Genomic DNA, 14,429 nt, shown 5'->3' with positions numbered 1-14,429 from the left:
GGATTATCGGCAGGCGGCAGCGGTAAATTAGGGCGGGATGAGGCTTTATTATCTGAATTTAAAGGGATTGTTACTGATAGTGACAATCACGGGCCAGCCATAACCGGCCCGTGATAATAGAATTACGCGCTACGCAGGTTATCTACCAGCGCCATCTCGTCGCTGCTCAGCAGCTTCTCAATGTCGACCAGTATCAGCATGCGGTCGCCCAGCGCACCCAGACCGGTCAGGTACTCGGTAGACATGGTCACAGCGAACTCCGGCGAAGGGCGGATCTGATCCTGGGTCAGCGACAGCACATCAGAGACGCCGTCAACCACAATACCGACCACGCGATTTTCCAGATTCAGCACGATGACCACGGTGTTTTCATTGTACTCGACATCGGGCTGCGCAAACTTCACGCGCAGATCGATAATCGGCACGATAACGCCGCGCAGGTTAGTCACGCCGCGGATGAATTCAGGTGTATTCGCAATACGTGTTACCTGATCGTAACCGCGAATTTCCTGAACTTTGAGGATATCGATGCCGTACTCTTCGTCGCCCAGCGTGAAGACCAGAAACTCCTGACCCACAGTTTCGTCAGCGATTTTTGTCACGGTTGCCATTCCATTCATGTTATTTACCCTTTCGTTATCAATCAGGCGGCAGCGCCAGCCACACGTTTTTCACGGTTAAGTGATTGCAGTGCTGAAACATCAACAATCAGCGCCACGCTACCATCGCCAAGAATAGTGGCGGCGGAGATGCCCGGCACTTTGCGATAGTTACTTTCCAGGTTCTTCACCACCACCTGATGCTGGCCAATCAGCTGATCGACCAGCAGCGCGTAACGTTTACCCGCGCTTTGCAGGATCACCACAATGCCCTGCGTGGGCTCGGTTTTGGCGTCCTGCACATCAAAGACGTTCCACAACTCGACCAGTGGCAGATATTCCCCACGCACTTCCAGCACGCGCTCGCCACCGGCCAGCGGTTTCAGCTCTTCGGCGCGCGGTTGCAGCGACTCCATCACGGCATTCAGCGGCAGAATAAAGACTTCATCAGCGACGCGAACGGACATGCCATCAAGGATGGCGAGCGTCAGCGGCAGCAGGATACGAATGGTGGTGCCTTTGCCCTGCTTCGAGGCAATTTCGACGTGACCGCCCATCTCCTGAATGTTCCGTTTCACCACGTCCATACCGACGCCGCGTCCTGAAACATCTGTCACCTGCTCCGCCGTGGAGAAGCCCGGTGCAAAGATCAGCATGCCGACCTCTTCGTCGCTCATGTTCTCGTGAACCGGCAGGCCCGATGACAGGGCTTTAGCCAGAATACGTTCGCGGTTGAGACCGGCACCATCATCAGAGACTTCGATACAGATGTTACCGCCCTGATGTTCCGCTGAAAGCGTCAGGTTACCGGTTGCCACTTTACCGGCCACCAGACGTTTCTCTGGCGTTTCGATACCGTGGTCAAGACTGTTACGCACCAGGTGCGTTAAGGGGTCGATGATGCGTTCAATCAGGCTCTTATCGAGTTCAGTTGAGCTACCCAGCAGTGTCAGTTCGACCTCTTTACCAAGTTTGCTGGCCAGGTCACGCACCAGACGCGGGAAGCGGCTGAACACATATTCCATTGGCATCATACGAATCGACATCACCGATTCCTGCAGATCGCGGGCGTTACGCTCCAGCTGACCCATGCTGTTCAGCAGGTCGCCGTGCGCCACCGGATCGAGTTCGCCGGAACGCTGGGCGAGCATTGACTGGGTAATCACCAGTTCACCCACCAGGTTGATCAGCTGATCAACTTTCTCCACCGCAACGCGGATGCTGGTGGATTCGCTCGACTTGGCAGGGGCTGCGACGCGCTTACTCTCACGTTTCACCGCGGCCACCGGCAGTTCGGTGACGGTGGCCGTGTGCACGTCTTCCACCACCGGTGCGGCCTCGGCGACGACAGCAACCGGTGCGGCAACGGCTTCGTCAGCGTCCGGGAAGCGGATCTGCGCTTCGTCGATCACGAAGCAAAGCACCGCCACGATGTCATCTTTACCCACGCCATCGATGCAGACATCCAGCGTAGTACTGCCCTTCTGCACATTGGTCAGGGTGCCGAGATTACTCATCTCTTCCAGCATCAGATCGACCTCTTTCTCTTTGAGATCGATGAGCTGTACCCGCAGGCCGCGGGTGCTGGCAGGTTCTGCGCTGGCAGTGACAATCGTGGCCGGCGAATCAACCGGCAGACCTTTGGCCTCTAACGCCAACTGGCGCAGTGCTTCACAGATATATTTGAAGCTCTCCGCGTTAGGCTCCTGCGCGGTTTTATAAGCATCGAGCTGTTCCTGCATAATATCTTTGGTTTCCAAAAACAGGTTGATGATGTCGGTGCTGAGCTGCATCTCGCCGCGACGAGCACCATCCAGAATATTTTCCAGGATATGGGTCGTTTCCTGTAATACCGTAAAACCAAAGGTTCCGGCCCCACCCTTGATGGAGTGAGCGGCACGGAAGATGGCGTTAAGCTGTTCCGAATCTGGCTCCTGCGGGTCAAGGCCCAACAGGTGTTGTTCCATATCCGCTAATAGCTCATCGGCTTCATCAAAAAACGTCTGGTAAAAATCGCTGATGTCCATACTCACGGGAATCACCTCGGTTGTGAGGGGGCTGCTGTATTCACCGCGCTGCCTGGTGGTGCAGGTGCGGTAATCTGTTCAATGGCCGCCGGATCGCTGATCTGGACGGCATCACTTTCTGCGTTCTCTTTTTCGATTGCCGCTTCGGTGTCGTGGTTCAACACCAGCAGGCTGATGCGGCGGTTAACTGCGTCATTACCGCCACGATTTTTCAGGCGCATGGTGTCGGCCATACCTAACACCCGCAAAACTTTGCCGCTGTCTAAGCCACCCATGACCAGTTCACGGCGTGAGGCGTTAGCACGGTCGGTCGACAATTCCCAGTTGCTGTAGCCTTTGTCACCGCTGGCATACTGAAAATCATCGGTATGCCCGGCCAGGCTAATGCGGTTCGGAATGTCGTTAAGGATTGGTGCTATTGCACGCAAAATATCGCGCATATAAGGCTCTACTTCGGCCCGACCGGTCTTAAACATCGGGCGATTCTGGCTGTCGATAATCTGAATACGCAGCCCCTCTTCGACCATGTTAATGATCAGATGCGGGCGCAGCGCTTTCAGTCGCGGATCCGCTTCAATCAACTGGTCGAGCTTTTCACGCAGCCGGTTAAGGCGAATCTCATCCAGCTTGCGTTTCTGGGCGTCCATATCGACGACCTTGTTCACTTCACCAATTTTTTTCGTCGGGTCATCACCGCCGCCGGGGATCGGGCTTTCACTGTCACTGCTGCGCGCTCCACCGGTGATCGCCACCTTCAGTGGCGTTTTAAAGTAATCTGCGATCTGCACCAGCTCTTGCGGGTTGGCGATCGACAGCAGCCACATCACCATAAAAAAGGCCATCATCGCCGTCATAAAGTCGGCGTAGGCAATCTTCCACGATCCGTGGCTGCCTTCATGGCCTTTATGTTTGCGCTTTTTGATCAGCACAATTGGGCGATTGCCGTGTTTCATGAAGTCTCATCCGAAGTCTGTTTAGCCGGGTTCTTGGCGTTACGCACATGCTCTTCCAGTTCGCTGAACGATGGGCGCTCGGCGGAATAGAGCGTCTTACGACCAAACTCCACCGCAATTTGCGGCGCGTAACCATTCAGGCTCGACAGCAACGTCACTTTAATGCACTGCATCATCTTGGTGGTTTCCGCACACTTCTGCCGCAGTACTGAGGCCAGCGGAGAGACAAACCCGTAAGCCAGCAAAATGCCCAGGAAAGTTCCCACCATCGCATGTGCCACCAGCGCACCAAGTTCAGCAGCCGGACGATCAGCCGAGGCCAGCGCATGAACAACACCCATGACCGCGGCCACGATACCGAATGCCGGAAGACCATCGCCCACCGCAGCAATACTTTGCGCTGGTACGTCACACTCGTGTTCGTAGGTCTCAATCTCTTCATCCATCAACGCTTCGATTTCAAAGGCGTTCATGTTGCCGCTGACCATCAGGCGCAAATAGTCCGTAATAAAATCGACTAACTGTTTATCGGCAAGAATGCGGGGATAATTAGCAAAAATTTCACTCTGGCTGGGATCTTCAATATCGCGTTCCAGCGATAACATTCCCTGCTGACGCGACTTCGCCATCAGGCGATACAGCAGCGACATCAGATCCATGTAAACCGCTTTGTTATATTTGGAACCACGAAATAACAAAGGCAGCGCTTTAAGCGTTTTTTTAATCGACTTGCCGTTATTACCGACTAAAAAAGCACCCGCCCCGGCACCGCCGATCATTAATAATTCGGCCGGCTGATAAAGCGCGCCCAGATGGCCACCTACCAGCGCATATCCGCCCAACACGGAGCCTAAAACAATCAGGTAACCTATAATTATCAGCACAAAAAAATCCTTACGTCCGTAACGTGTTGGTGGAAGTTAAGCCAGAGAGCCGCAGGTGTTATTCCTGAACCGCAAGCAAAAAAAAAGCAGCGGTATTAACCGCTGCTGGATGGCTTCCACAGTGCGAACAAACTTAAACGGCGTGTTTAACCTGTTCATCCAGCAGTTGTGGAAACATATCGGCAGATTCTGCAGAAAGTTTACGTCTTTTTACGGCACGTGATGGTGGCTGGCACAGGCTGCAGGTAAAGCTGCCAACCGGCTGATGTGCATGATTAATAAAGCTGCCATTGCAGCATTTGCAATCCGCCAGTTCCAGCATGCCACTTTCAACGAACCGGACCAGGGTCCAGGCGCGGGTCAGCGCCAACAGCGGGCCTTCGTCCGCCTGCGGACACTGCTCCAGATATAACCGGTAGGCTTTAATCACGGCATCGACGCCACTGCATAATCCGGTTTTCAGCAAAAATTTCCAGGCGTTACAGAACATAGAAGCATGAATATTCTGTTCCCAGGTCATAAACCAGTCTGTAGAAAACGGCAGCATGCCTTTGGGTGGCGGACTGCCACGCAATTCTTTATAGAGCTTAATCAAACGACCACGGCTCAGCTGAGTTTCACTCTCTAGCATCTGTAAGCGCGCGCCTAATGTGATCAACTCCATGGCGAGCTGAATATCACGAGCTTCCTGAACAATACTTTTCTCACTCATGACATTGCTCTCTTTTTAGCAGGTGCATCATCTTTAGACGCATTACGCAGTAAACGGCTGGATAATAAAATGCCGGTGTGAATTTGTTGTAAATCGTCCACACGTGATTCCTGCGTCAGACGATTAATGGTGCTGCTGTCGGTAAAACGGAACTGGCAAACCAGTTGATTGGTTTCTGCCATTTTTACCATTTCAGGCAATGTTAATTCAGATAATACATTCGCCATTTTTTCGTCAATTCCGAGGCGAAACATTGCAGAAGCTTTATCCTGGTTAATTAAACGCTGTGCAAGCAGTAAATAAGACAAGTTGAGATCGTAAATATGTTTCAATACTTCAGATGTGCCCATTATTTTTCCATCCTGAGAGATGCGACGTAACTGTATCGCAGAATAATATCTGCGGTTCGAGCTGCTGTTTTTAAAATCAAAAGATGGCAAAAAAAACTTCACATAATCTTAATGTCACTGTTTTTCGCCTTCTATTTTTTGTGGGTTTCAGACCCACAGAAGGTCGAAAATCCAGGCCATTCTATTTTCGAGTTTTGGACATCTTCCATGACACTTTCTGACTTTTTTAGGACTATTCCGAAAACAACGCAAATCTATATCGTCTGATTTCGACATACAACGACAGCGAGGCGAAATTTTAGATAAAGTGTGACGCAGATCACACTTTTAACGCAAATTTCTTCAGCAGCCCTTTACGATCACTTAACCGATGGTCAATTTTTGAGCAAAAAAGCGTGATTTTAAGTCCAATTCGTCCTTAGAAAGGTTTAATAGGGGGTAAAACTCCCCTTAATCGGCGCTTTGAGCATTCCGAAATGGATATTGAGTGTTAATCGTTTTAACGCCCTATTTAGAACCACACAAAGAAAGGTTTCCAGTATATTATGCTGCTACCCCGTGCAGTTATTTGCTGTTAAATTAGTTACTTAAGGGGAGTATCGCAGAGGGTGAGTAATGAAATCGTTAAGGTTTATACGGCAGCATGGGCGGTTTCTGACCACCGGGCGTTAATAGTGATAGCGGGGTGTTCAGGCTCCGATACCCAATGTAACAAGGGGTTACATAAGAAACGCGAATGAATTGACATCGGTTTATAGGTTGGCACTGTTCTTATCGGCAGGCTGAGAAAAAACTTGAGTAAAGAAGGTAAAGAAAGCGGCAGGGGCTGATATACGGGTTTTCGGCTATACCGGGATTTACCGGGCTACACAAGCCAGCGACTCTCATAGTCTGCGCGAAATGACAGCAGAGGGTCGTTAACAGAGAGCAGGCGAGTTTTCTGTGAGATGGGCCAAAAAAAAAGCAGCGATACCCTAAGGTATCGCTGCTTTCATCACCCCGCTTAGGCGAGTTTAGGGAAAGTTGCGACCTTGTTGACCGTGTTGTGGTCAACACTGCGCGGATCAATGCGCTCCAGGTCTTTCAGGAAGCTTTCACGCCAGGCGGTAATATCATTTTTACGCAATACCGCCATCATGTCGTTGTAGCGTGAAATCCTTTCGGTACGCGGCATGGTAATCGCCTTATCCAGCGCGGCGGCCACTTCATCGCGGTCGTAGGGATTCACAATTAGCGCCGAGGTGAGCTCGTTGGCTGCACCGGCAAAGCGCGACAGCACCAGCACACCCGGGTCGTCCGGGTCCTGCGCAGCGACATACTCTTTAGCCACCAGGTTCATGCCGTCACGCAGCGGCGTCACCAGACCCACATCGGTCAGGCGGAAGATTTTCATCAACAGACGACGATCGAAATGCTGGTTAAGGTAGTAGAGCGGGGTCCAGCCCAGCGTACCGTACTTACCGTTGATGCGCCCTGCTTCGGTCTCAAGCTGATGACGGATGTCCTGATACGCCTGCACATCGCCGCGCGAGGTTGGCGCGATCTGCGAGTAGCGGATTTTGCCACGATGCTGCGGGAAGTTCTCGAGCAGCGCTTCATAAGCAAGAAAACGCTCAGGCAGCCCTTTAGAGTAGTCGAGACGTTCGCAGGCAATAATATTGCGTGCATCGCCCAGTTCTTTCTTCATAGCAGCCATTTTCGGCGGCAGCGGCCCTTCAGCCATCTCTTTAATACTGTCAGGCTCAATCCCGATCGGATAAACCTCGGTCATAAAGGTGTTACCAAAGGCGCGATGTTTTTTATCGCCTTTATTCTGCAACTGCGTGAGCTGGCTGACGCTGTCCAGGAAGGCCACCCGATCTGAATCGGTCTGGAAACCCAGCAAATCATATTCACACAGCATTTCCAGCAACTCTTTGTGCGGAGGCAGTGCATTAAATATTTCGGGTGTCGGGAAAGGAATATGCAGGAAGAAGCCGATGCGGTTATTAATGCCCGCCCTACGCAGCGCGGCGGCAAACGGTAAAAAGTGATAATCGTGGATCCAGACGATATCGTCAGGCTTGATTAGCGGTTTTAAACGCTGCGCCACCGCATCATTAACGTCGCAATACCCTTCCCAGGCTTCACGCTGGAACTGCACCAGGTCGAGACGATAATGGAATGCAGGCCAGATAACCGTGTTAGAGAACTGGCAATAATAGAGATCGTAATCGTTCTGGCTTAGCGGGAACGAGGCATACTCGATACCTTCATGTTCCTGAACGTTGAGCTCGTCCTCTTCTTCGCCAGAGAACTCGCTGATTTCACCATTCCAGCCAAACCACAATCCACCGGTGCTTTTCAGGGCATCGAGGATCCCGACGGCCAGGCCGCCTGCGCTGGTTTTAGACCCATCTGGCATGGCGACACGGTTAGATACAACCACTAAACGACTCATAACCTAAACTCCTTACCGACGTTGTCTTGCTCTAATCGTAATAATGTTCTTTCCAGCCAGCCGTAAACCGTATCGACATCATCAAGCCGATAATGGGCCTGGCTGGAACCTTCGCCGACTTTAATCGAGACGCCCTGCCGTGCGTTGACGGCCAGAAAGCCCTTCTCATCGGTCAGATCGTCGCCAATAAAGACCGGCGTACGTCCGGCAAACGGGGGCTGCTGCATAAAATCGTTAATGGCGGCACCTTTATCAATACCCGCCGGTTTAATCTCTACGACACATTTTCCCGGCTGAAGCGCCAGGCCAGGGAAACGCGTCACTGCCTGTTCCGCCAGTCGCATCACATCCTGCTCATGCTGCATTGCCTGGCGGTAGTGAAGCGCAAATGCCATGCCTTTTACCTCAAGTTGGGTGCCAGGCCAGCATGCTATCGCATCCTGCAATTCCGTCCTGAGCGCTTGCTCGACCTCGATGGGTAAGCTTATGCGCGCAACACGTCCCTCGGCATCGCGGCGCTCAGCACCATGCACACCCGCAGCCGGGCCATGCCAGGGAGCGGCCAGCGTATCAAGTTGTTCAAGGGGTCTGCCAGAAACCAGCGCAAGTGCGCCCTGCGAGAGTGTAGAGAGCTGCTGGAGATGCGCGATAACCTGCTCAGGAATAAATACCGCTTCGGGACGGGACTGTATCGCTGCCAGCGTACCGTCAACATCAAAAAAGAAGGCGTACTGCCCGCGATTTAATGTCGGGTATCTGGCATGGGTATCTGCCGCTTGGGTCACGTTACTTCTCCTGAAAATCGAATTTTAATAAAACATTGAGTTAGAACAAGAATGTCCTGACGGAGTCAGGTCAGCAAGCGGGAAATTCTGATAAAGCGGTGATTGAGGGATAAAACGCGGTGATTGGATAGGTCACTCTCCTCAAACTGGCAAACGCATTGCTGACAATACTGGCTAACTGAGAACATCTTCCTGTTAAGTGTAGTCATCCACAGGGGTTATGCCAAAAAGATGCAGGATCCATGCCAGCCGCTGCGGTTAAATCGGTCGAAAAGCGCCATTTAATCACTGCTGTGCAGCCCCGGTACAGACGCTAACCGCCAAAGCTTAAGCTTCTTAAGGTATTCCTAATATTGAAAGCGCACTCTCATGACACTTTCATTACTCTGGTACCTGCTTACATGGCGTTTAACCTTAAGAGGCCGCTGATTAGCCGCCTTACATTGCTGATTGTGGCTGCGGTTTATATCGCAGTGTTTCTTAATATTGTCTATTACCGTCAGGTGCTGGCGGCGATGCCCCTGAACAACCTGCATACCACGCTGGTGTTTTTATCGATGCCATTGGTCGCCTTTAGCGTGATCAATATCGTGATTACGCTGGCCTCGTTTATCTGGCTGGATCGGCTGCTGGCCGCGCTGTTTATTCTGCTCTCCGCGTCGGCGCAGTTCTTTATCCAGACCTATAACATCGTGATCGATCGCGCGATGATCACCAACATGATGGATACCACCGCATCGGAATCCTTTGCGCTGATCACGCCGCAACTGCTCTTTACCCTACTCACCTCGGGCGTGCTGATGGCGTTGCTGCTGTTCTGGCCCCGGATAAAACGGCAGCAGTGGCGCGGCGTGCTGGCGCGGCTGCTCAGCGTGTTGCTGTCAGCGGCGCTGATCGTGCTGGTCGCCCTCCTCTTCTATAAAGATTACGCCTCGCTGTTCCGCAATAATCACGAGCTGGTTAAAGCGCTTAGCCCGTCAAACAGCATCGCGGCGACGCTCTCCTGGTATAAGCATGAGCAGTTGCAGAACGTGCCGCTGGTACGAATCGGTGAGGATGCTCATCTGCAGCCCAGCCGCAGCGGTGGCAAACCTAATCTGACCATTCTGGTGCTGGGAGAGACATCGCGTGCGCAAAATTTTTCGCTGGGCGGTTACGATCGTCTGACTAATCCCTTACTGGCGAAAGATAATGTCATCTACTTCCCGCACACCACCTCGTGCGGCACAGCGACAGCGGTTTCCGTACCTTGTATGTTCTCTAACATGCCGCGCGCCCATTATGATGATGTGCTGGCCGCACATCAGGAGGGATTGCTGGATATTATTCAGCGCGCCGGTATCAGCGTGTTGTGGAATGAGAACGATGGGGGCTGTAAAGGCGCCTGCGATCGGGTTCCGCATCAGGACATGACCAGCCTCAACCTGCCGGGCATGTGTATTAATGGTGAGTGTTATGACGACGTGCTGTTCCACGGGCTGGATGAGTACATCAGCCAGTTGAAAGGCAATGCGGTGATTGTGCTACACACCATTGGCAGTCATGGCCCGACGTACAGTCATCGTTATCCACCACAGTTTCGTCAGTTTGAACCGACCTGTGACACCAATCAGATTCAGGACTGTTCGCAACAACAGCTGATCAACACCTATGACAACACGCTATTAAATGTGGATCACATTGTCGATAAGGCGATTGGCGTACTGCGTGCGCATCAGGATCGCTTTACCACCAGCCTGGTCTATCTTTCTGATCACGGCGAATCACTGGGCGAAAATGGTGCTTACCTGCATGGCCTGCCCTATGCTATCGCTCCGGATACGCAGAAACATGTGCCACTGCTCATCTGGCTCTCAGAGGATTATCAGCAACGTTATGCGGTTAACCGCACCTGCCTGAATAAACTGGCGGCGACAGACCATTTTTCACAGGATAATCTGTTTTCAACCATGCTGGGATTAACCGGCACCGCGACCCACGAATATGTGCCTGCGGATGATATTTTGACGTCGTGTCGGAACCAACCCTAATGAAGATACTGATAGTTGAAGACGATGCCCTGCTGCTGCAGGGCCTGATGCTGGCACTGGAAGGCGAAGGCTATGTCTGCGATGGTGTGACGCGAGTGCGGGATGCTGAAGCGCATTTCGCCAGCGGCCTCTATAGTCTGGTGGTGCTGGATCTTGGCCTGCCAGACGAAGATGGACTGCATTTCCTGATACGACTGCGGCGGCAAAAAAAGATGACGCCGGTGCTGATCCTGACCGCGCGTGACACCATCAGCGAGCGCATTGCCGGACTGGACGCAGGCGCTGATGACTATCTGATTAAACCGTTCTCGCTGGATGAGTTACTGGCCCGGATCCGCGCGCTGATTCGCCGTCACGTCAATCAGGGTGACAGTCAGGTGAGCGTCGGTGCGCTGGCGCTGGATATGACCCATCGCCAGATCACGCTCAGCAACGTGCTGCTGGATCTGACGCCAAAAGAGTTTGCGATTTTGTCACGGCTGATGCTTAAGGCCGGAAATCCGGTTCACCGTGAAATTCTCTACCAGGATATCTATAACTGGGAGACCGAGCCTTCTACTAATACTCTGGAAGTGCATATCCATAATCTGCGCGACAAAATTGGCAAAAGCGCTATCCGCACCGTGCGCGGTTTTGGTTATGCGCTGGTGACGCAGGATGGCATTCGCGAGGCAACATGATAAAACGTTTCGATCACCGCAGTATGCGCTTTCGTCTCATCCTGACCATTGGTCTGATCTTGTTGGTATTTCAGGTGATTAGCGTGATCTGGCTTTGGCATGAGAGTAAAGAGCAGATTCAGTTTTTGGTGGAAGCGCAGCTGCAGAAGCGCAACATGGATGGCCACGTAGCGCGTGAAGTTCATGAAGCGGTCGCCAGCCTGGCGGTGCCGAGTCTGGTGATGATTACCCTGACGCTGCTGCTCTGCTATCAGGCGGTGAAATGGATCACCCGGCCGCTTTATCAGCTACAGCGTGAACTGGAGAGTCGTAGCGAGGAGAATCTGGATCCCGTTGCCTGCCACAGTCAGGTACATGAGATCGATGCGGTGACGCAGGCGATAAACCAGCTGGTCGCGCGTCTGAACAGCAGTCTGGAGCGTGAACGCTTATTCACTGCCGACGTGGCGCATGAGTTGCGCACACCGCTGGCGGGATTACGGCTGCATCTGGAGTTAATAGAACGTAATAGCGATGTCAAAGTTCAGCCGCTGGTGCAACGCCTGGATCAGATGACGCACAGCGTTTCACAGCTGCTGAATCTGGCGCGCGCCGGACAGTCGTTTACCTCTGGCACCTATCAGAACGTCGGGCTGATTGAAGATGTGATCCTGCCGATGGAGGCGGAGTTGAGTATCATGCTGGAGGCGCATCAGCAGACGCTGTTGCTCGATCTGCCACAGGAGCAGTTTGTACGCGGTGATGCCACGCTGCTGAAGATGTTGCTGCGTAACCTGGTGGAGAACGCCCATCGCTACAGCCCGGATAACACCACCATCACTGTGCAGCTGTTATCTGCTCCACAGCGCATGATGGTGGTGGAAGATCAGGGGGCGGGAATTGATGAGAGTAAAAGTGGCGAGCTGAGTAAAGCGTTTATCCGTATGGACAGCCGCTACGGCGGTATTGGACTCGGGCTGAGCATCGTCAGCCGCATCGTCCAGTTACACCGGTTTCAGTTTTTCTTAGAGAACCGTCGCGACCAAAGCGGTTGCCGGGCCGTGATTAAGTTCTAAGCGCTGAACCAGGCAGAGAGGAACATAACGACCGTGACGGCAGCAATCAGCAGTGCAGCATATTCACTCAACGGACGCGGGGCACTCACAGACAGGGCAACAGGAGCCGTTTTCATAGCATCATCCTCGGTTAAAGCAGGCAGTATCGCGATTGCACATTAAGGAAACCTTAAGCTCGCAGCACTGCCGGTAAAAATATCTGCCCTTTCCGACGCCGTTATCAACCTCGCATTTCTGCCCGCTGACATACCTGCTGCATCCGCCCGGTGCTCTACACTTAATGGCTATGTTCCGTTAATGGAGTTTCGCCATGAGCCAACGCATGCACAAATATGCTTTTCCGGTCAGCAAAGCCCGCAAATATCTTGAACCTGGACCGGTGCTGCTGCTGAGTTCGCAGTACAAAAATCAACATGACATCATGACGCTCGGCTGGCACACGGTGCTTGAGTTCTCTCCGTCACTGGTCGGCTGCATGATTGCCGGAATGAATCACAGCCACGAGTTGATCCGCAACAGCGGTCAGTGCGTGTTGAATATCCCCTCCGCCTCGCTGATTGATGAAGTTGTGGCGATCGGCAACAGCCACGGTGACAGCCTTGATAAGTTTGAGGCGTTTGGCCTGACGCCGGAACCGGCGCAGGTGGTTGGCGCGCCGATGATTGCCGAATGTTTTGCCAGCTTTGAGTGCCAGCTTTATGACGATTCGATGGTCGCGAACTACAACCTGTTTATTTTTGAGATTGTTAAAGCGCATGTCGCCGAGCAGCCGGAATATCCCGCGACCCTGCACTACACGGGCGAAGGACGATTTAGCGTAATGAGCGATAAAATGCTGGATAAGAGCAGAGATTTTAAACCGGAGATGCTGATCTAGTTGAAAGCCGTCTGCAGCGCCCCCATTCACCTCTTTCGACCTGACAGGAGTAAATTATTATGGCAATCGAATACGCAGTTATCGCTGGCGGCTGTTTCTGGTGTACCGAAGCGGTATTTAAGGATGTGATCGGCGTAGAGTCGGTAGAAAGCGGTTATACCGGCGGTAAACGCCCTAATCCGACTTATGAGCAGGTCTGTAGCGGTGCGACCGGTCATGCGGAAGCCATCCGCATTGGCTTCGACCCGGAGAAAGTGAGCTACGGCGATCTGCTGGATATCAGCTTTGTGACGCATGATCCGACCCAGCTTAACCGTCAGGGTAATGATATTGGCACCCAGTATCGTTCCGCCATTTTCCCGGCCAATGCAGAGCAGGAAGCGGAGGCCCGCGCCGCCATTGCCCGCGCTCAGGCTGACCATGATGTGCCGGTGGTGACCACCATTGAGCCGCTGAAAGAGTGGTATCCCGCTGAAGCTTATCATCAGGACTACTGGGAAGGTGCGGGCCAGCGCAACGGCTATTGCATGGCTGTCATTCCACCGAAATTGCAGAAGCTGCGTAAAAGCTTCGCTAATCGGGTTAAGAGCTGATTTAGCTTCTGACGCGGCGGCGTCTGGCCAGAAAGGAGGGGCAGGATGTCGCCCCCGTATTGTTTGCAGTTGTGAAAATGAACCAAACTGGTCCTAAGAAGACGGCGGGCTATGGCGCGTAAATGGCCGGTTTTAGGCCGCAGTAAATCGATTCGTTCAGAGCTTAAGCGAATAGATCAAAAGAAAAAAATAGTGCTTGACCGTTTTCAGCCGACTCCCTATAGTACCGCCCCGTTGACCCAGCGCGGTCAGCGAAATAAATGTGGTGAGGTGTCCGAGTGGCTGAAGGAGCACGCCTGGAAAGTGTGTATACGGCAACGTATCGGGGGTTCGAATCCCCCTCTCACCGCCACATTCTGAAGAAGAGCCTGAACGAAAGTTCAGGCTTTTTTTTGTATATTGCACGCTGAGAGGGGGTGAGAACCCCCGCCGGGGGTCGACAAC

The 14,429-nt window shown here is 52.7% G+C and carries 13 protein-coding genes and 1 tRNA gene; 6 read left to right on the top strand and 8 right to left on the bottom strand.

Annotation, left to right across the window (positions count from 1 at the left end):
• Positions 1 to 122: 122 nt before the first annotated feature.
• The 8 genes from cheW to otsB all read right to left on the bottom strand — a co-directional run bounded on the left by cheW (position 123) and on the right by otsB (position 8,750).
• Positions 123 to 620, bottom strand: a complete 498-nt coding sequence (gene cheW, locus WFO64_RS13710) for a chemotaxis protein CheW (RefSeq protein WP_337012526.1) — start codon at positions 618 to 620, stop codon at positions 123 to 125.
• A gap of 23 nt (positions 621 to 643) precedes the next feature.
• The gene (cheA, locus tag WFO64_RS13705; RefSeq protein WP_337012866.1) at positions 644 to 2,626 is read right to left on the bottom strand and encodes a chemotaxis protein CheA; all 1,983 of its coding nucleotides are present in this window, start codon (positions 2,624 to 2,626) and stop codon (positions 644 to 646) included.
• An 11-nt stretch (positions 2,627 to 2,637) separates the two neighbouring features.
• Positions 2,638 to 3,579, bottom strand: a complete 942-nt coding sequence (gene motB, locus WFO64_RS13700; RefSeq protein ID WP_337012524.1) for a flagellar motor protein MotB — start codon at positions 3,577 to 3,579, stop codon at positions 2,638 to 2,640.
• Positions 3,576 to 4,463, bottom strand: a complete 888-nt coding sequence (gene motA / locus WFO64_RS13695; protein WP_337012522.1) for a flagellar motor stator protein MotA — start codon at positions 4,461 to 4,463, stop codon at positions 3,576 to 3,578. Before motA ends, motB begins: the two co-directional genes overlap by 4 nt.
• 133 nt (positions 4,464 to 4,596) lie before the next feature.
• Positions 4,597 to 5,175 carry a flagellar transcriptional regulator FlhC gene (flhC, locus tag WFO64_RS13690; RefSeq protein ID WP_337012520.1) on the bottom strand — a complete coding sequence of 193 codons (579 nt, stop codon included), beginning with the start codon at positions 5,173 to 5,175 and terminating at the stop codon, positions 4,597 to 4,599.
• Positions 5,172 to 5,525 (bottom strand): flagellar transcriptional regulator FlhD, encoded by a 354-nt coding sequence (gene flhD, locus WFO64_RS13685; RefSeq protein WP_337012518.1) that lies wholly within the window; start codon positions 5,523 to 5,525, stop codon positions 5,172 to 5,174. Before flhD ends, flhC begins: the two co-directional genes overlap by 4 nt.
• 1,003 nt (positions 5,526 to 6,528) lie before the next feature.
• Positions 6,529 to 7,965 (bottom strand): alpha,alpha-trehalose-phosphate synthase, encoded by a 1,437-nt coding sequence (otsA, locus tag WFO64_RS13680; protein WP_337012516.1) that lies wholly within the window; start codon positions 7,963 to 7,965, stop codon positions 6,529 to 6,531.
• Positions 7,962 to 8,750, bottom strand: coding sequence for a trehalose-phosphatase (gene otsB, locus WFO64_RS13675; protein WP_337012514.1), 789 nt, complete (start codon positions 8,748 to 8,750; stop codon positions 7,962 to 7,964). Before otsB ends, otsA begins: the two co-directional genes overlap by 4 nt.
• A gap of 401 nt (positions 8,751 to 9,151) precedes the next feature.
• Between otsB and eptA the strand changes: the two genes are divergently transcribed.
• The 6 genes from eptA (at position 9,152) to WFO64_RS13645 (ending at position 14,337) form a co-directional block, all read left to right on the top strand.
• On the top strand, positions 9,152 to 10,780 hold the full coding sequence (gene eptA, locus WFO64_RS13670; RefSeq protein WP_337012512.1) for a phosphoethanolamine transferase EptA: 1,629 nt from the start codon (positions 9,152 to 9,154) through the stop codon (positions 10,778 to 10,780).
• The gene (pmrA, locus tag WFO64_RS13665) at positions 10,780 to 11,460 is read left to right on the top strand and encodes a two-component system response regulator PmrA (RefSeq protein ID WP_337012510.1); all 681 of its coding nucleotides are present in this window, start codon (positions 10,780 to 10,782) and stop codon (positions 11,458 to 11,460) included. The genes eptA and pmrA overlap by 1 nt, the downstream gene beginning before the upstream one ends.
• Positions 11,457 to 12,515: a two-component system sensor histidine kinase PmrB gene (pmrB, locus tag WFO64_RS13660; RefSeq protein WP_337012508.1), complete on the top strand. Its 1,059-nt coding sequence runs from the start codon at positions 11,457 to 11,459 to the stop codon at positions 12,513 to 12,515. Before pmrA ends, pmrB begins: the two co-directional genes overlap by 4 nt.
• 310 nt (positions 12,516 to 12,825) lie before the next feature.
• On the top strand, positions 12,826 to 13,392 hold the full coding sequence (locus WFO64_RS13655; protein WP_337012506.1) for a flavin reductase family protein: 567 nt from the start codon (positions 12,826 to 12,828) through the stop codon (positions 13,390 to 13,392).
• A gap of 59 nt (positions 13,393 to 13,451) precedes the next feature.
• Complete coding sequence (msrA, locus tag WFO64_RS13650) at positions 13,452 to 13,985, top strand: peptide-methionine (S)-S-oxide reductase MsrA (protein ID WP_337012504.1); 534 nt, start codon at positions 13,452 to 13,454, stop codon at positions 13,983 to 13,985.
• 264 nt (positions 13,986 to 14,249) lie between these two features.
• Positions 14,250 to 14,337 (top strand) — tRNA-Ser (locus WFO64_RS13645).
• The last annotated feature ends 92 nt before the right edge of the window (positions 14,338 to 14,429 follow it).

It is taken from the genome of Pantoea sp. AS142 (assembly GCF_037152305.1).
Lineage (GTDB): Bacteria > Pseudomonadota > Gammaproteobacteria > Enterobacterales > Enterobacteriaceae > Pantoea.
The sequence above is the reverse complement of the archived record's forward strand: the minus strand, read 5'-3'. Positions and strand labels throughout refer to the sequence as shown.

What these genes read in the sequence shown, in the direction of transcription:
- msrA (WP_337012504.1), top strand. Translation starts at nt 13,452, where the DNA reads ATGGCAATCGAATACGCAGTTATCGCTGGCGGCTGTTTCTGGTGTACC.
- eptA (WP_337012512.1), top strand. Translation starts at nt 9,152, where the DNA reads ATGGCGTTTAACCTTAAGAGGCCGCTGATTAGCCGCCTTACATTGCTG.
- pmrB (WP_337012508.1), top strand. Translation starts at nt 11,457, where the DNA reads ATGATAAAACGTTTCGATCACCGCAGTATGCGCTTTCGTCTCATCCTG.
- cheA (WP_337012866.1), bottom strand. Translation starts at nt 2,626, where the DNA reads ATGGACATCAGCGATTTTTACCAGACGTTTTTTGATGAAGCCGATGAG.
- otsA (WP_337012516.1), bottom strand. Translation starts at nt 7,965, where the DNA reads ATGAGTCGTTTAGTGGTTGTATCTAACCGTGTCGCCATGCCAGATGGG.
- WFO64_RS13655 (WP_337012506.1), top strand. Translation starts at nt 12,826, where the DNA reads ATGAGCCAACGCATGCACAAATATGCTTTTCCGGTCAGCAAAGCCCGC.
- pmrA (WP_337012510.1), top strand. Translation starts at nt 10,780, where the DNA reads ATGAAGATACTGATAGTTGAAGACGATGCCCTGCTGCTGCAGGGCCTG.
- cheW (WP_337012526.1), bottom strand. Translation starts at nt 620, where the DNA reads ATGAATGGAATGGCAACCGTGACAAAAATCGCTGACGAAACTGTGGGT.
- flhD (WP_337012518.1), bottom strand. Translation starts at nt 5,525, where the DNA reads ATGGGCACATCTGAAGTATTGAAACATATTTACGATCTCAACTTGTCT.
- flhC (WP_337012520.1), bottom strand. Translation starts at nt 5,175, where the DNA reads ATGAGTGAGAAAAGTATTGTTCAGGAAGCTCGTGATATTCAGCTCGCC.
- motB (WP_337012524.1), bottom strand. Translation starts at nt 3,579, where the DNA reads ATGAAACACGGCAATCGCCCAATTGTGCTGATCAAAAAGCGCAAACAT.